The organism is Actinacidiphila oryziradicis (genome assembly GCF_005047355.1).
Lineage (GTDB): Bacteria > Actinomycetota > Actinomycetes > Streptomycetales > Streptomycetaceae > Actinacidiphila > Actinacidiphila oryziradicis.
On record NZ_SUMC01000311.1, the window covers coordinates 1 to 1,737 of the forward strand.

The following is a 1,737-nucleotide window of genomic DNA, read 5'->3' on the forward strand; positions in this document are numbered from 1 at the left end:
GAAGACCCGCACCGCCCGAACCCGCAAGGGGACAGGCACGCGGGCGGCTGGCGCAACACCCCGCCAGGGGACGGAAACGAGAGATCGTCGACAGGACACCATGCGCGAGCAACTCGCGCTCTGGTGATACCGTCACGAACCTTCCGGGCGGAAACGCCCGGAATGCTGAGAGTCGCTGAGACTCGAAGCAACGGTGTCGACGAGATTGACCTGCAGGTCACCCGTGCTGAACGCGGCGACCGCCGAGCGGATGGTGATACCGCGTTCACGCTCCAGCTCGCCGGTATCCGTGCGGGTGCTGCCGGCATCGACGCTGCCGAGTTCGGGAATGGCGCCGTTGTCGAACAGCAGCCGTTCGGTGAGGCTGGTCTTACCGGCGTCGATGTGGGCGAGAACGCCGAGATTCAGGGTCTTGTGGGGCACAACAGTCCTCGGGAGTCAGGAAGGGGGCGCACAGCAACTCGACTGCTCCGAGGTCATGCCGCATCTCGTACTCCCTGCTCTTGCACTCTCGAACTGTTGCCAGGACGCCATTCCGACTCCCGCTATGCGGGCTGTCCGGCCTGCGGCGGAAGGAGGGCACCGCACCGGCCCATCGGGATGGATCGAAATGACCGGGTGCGATCGCCCGCACGGAGCGTATAGCAACGATGCACGGACAGCATCGCATTTCCGCGGTGGCCGGCACAGCCACAGCCAGGACCTGTGAGTCCAACTGACACGGTGTGCTCTTCAGGGGGACAGGCGCGGCTCCAGCGCCACCTGCTCCAGACGGGTCGTCCACTCGCGTCCGCCGCCGACGGGGCGCAGAAACGCCAGGTGTACGGCGGGCCGGTCGCGGTGGTACGTGTCGAGGTAGTCGCCCATGGCCATGAGCACCCCGACGCGGTCGGTCGCCAGGTCCCGGACGACGGAGCCCACGGGGATCTTGGTGCTCACTTCAGTCTCCCGTTTTGTACGCTGCGGCGGTTGATCTCCCGGAGCCGCGCGCTCAGAGCGGGGCGCTGTGCGGGTTCCTGTTCGCGGGCCGCCTCGTCCGGTTCCGTTTCTGGGTCCTGCTCCAGCTCAGGCGTCTGCTCCGGCTCCGGTGCCTCGCTCATCGGGAGCCTCCCTCAGGCCCCTCGGATGTGAGGACGTACGGCCGGACGATGGCGGTGATGATGTCCGCCAGCTCTTCGTACGGTTCGTACGGTGCAGGGGTGGGCGGAGGCAGTGGTGCTGCCAGGCGGGCTGCGGGTTGCTCTGCCGCGACGGTCAGTCGCGTGTGGGCGCACTGTCTCGGCGCGCGCCAGCGGGGAAGCGCCCTGACCCGGGCGGCGAGATGGCGGATAGCGTGGTTGATGTCGAACGCTCCTTAACCGGTGCGGCGTTCGGCCACGCCCCCGGGCCGCGCGAACGGTCGCGGGGGTTCTGTCTCGTTGGCCGAGTTACTGAGAGTGGTCTCAGCGTCGCGCAACGACGGTAGGCTCGACAGAGCTGACGCGTCACGGAGCCGTGTGACGCGTCACGGCGGTCTGTGACGTCGGGCAGGGGGTCGCGCGGTGGATGAACTTGACGAAGGCGAGCCCTCAACAGCGGCGGCCATTTTCGGCGTCGAGGTCCGGGCCTGGCCCTCTCTGTCAAAGTGTGATGAGTCGGGTAAAGTGACCGATTCATTCAGTCGAGGGCGGAGAAGGAGGAGTGCCCGAAGTGGCCAGCAGCAACGACCACCAGGCCCCGGATCCGCAGGTAGAGCCC

At 67.3% G+C, this 1,737-nt stretch carries 2 protein-coding genes and 1 pseudogene; all 3 read right to left on the minus strand.

Annotation, left to right across the window (positions count from 1 at the left end):
- Positions 1-192: 192 nt before the first annotated feature.
- Positions 193-423 (minus strand): annotated as a pseudogene (locus FCI23_RS55495) (GTP-binding protein); the annotation flags it as partial.
- A gap of 309 nt (positions 424-732) precedes the next feature.
- A complete protein-coding gene (locus FCI23_RS55500) occupies positions 733-939 on the minus strand; it encodes a hypothetical protein (protein ID WP_136731737.1) in 207 nt (68 codons plus the stop codon).
- A complete protein-coding gene (locus FCI23_RS58045) occupies positions 936-1,100 on the minus strand; it encodes a hypothetical protein (protein WP_169317499.1) in 165 nt (54 codons plus the stop codon). Before FCI23_RS58045 ends, FCI23_RS55500 begins: the two co-directional genes overlap by 4 nt.
- Positions 1,101-1,737 lie beyond the last annotated feature (637 nt).

Coding starts and splice junctions, on each gene's coding strand:
- FCI23_RS58045 (WP_169317499.1), bottom strand. CDS start 1,100: ATGAGCGAGGCACCGGAGCCGGAGCAGACGCCTGAGCTGGAGCAGGAC.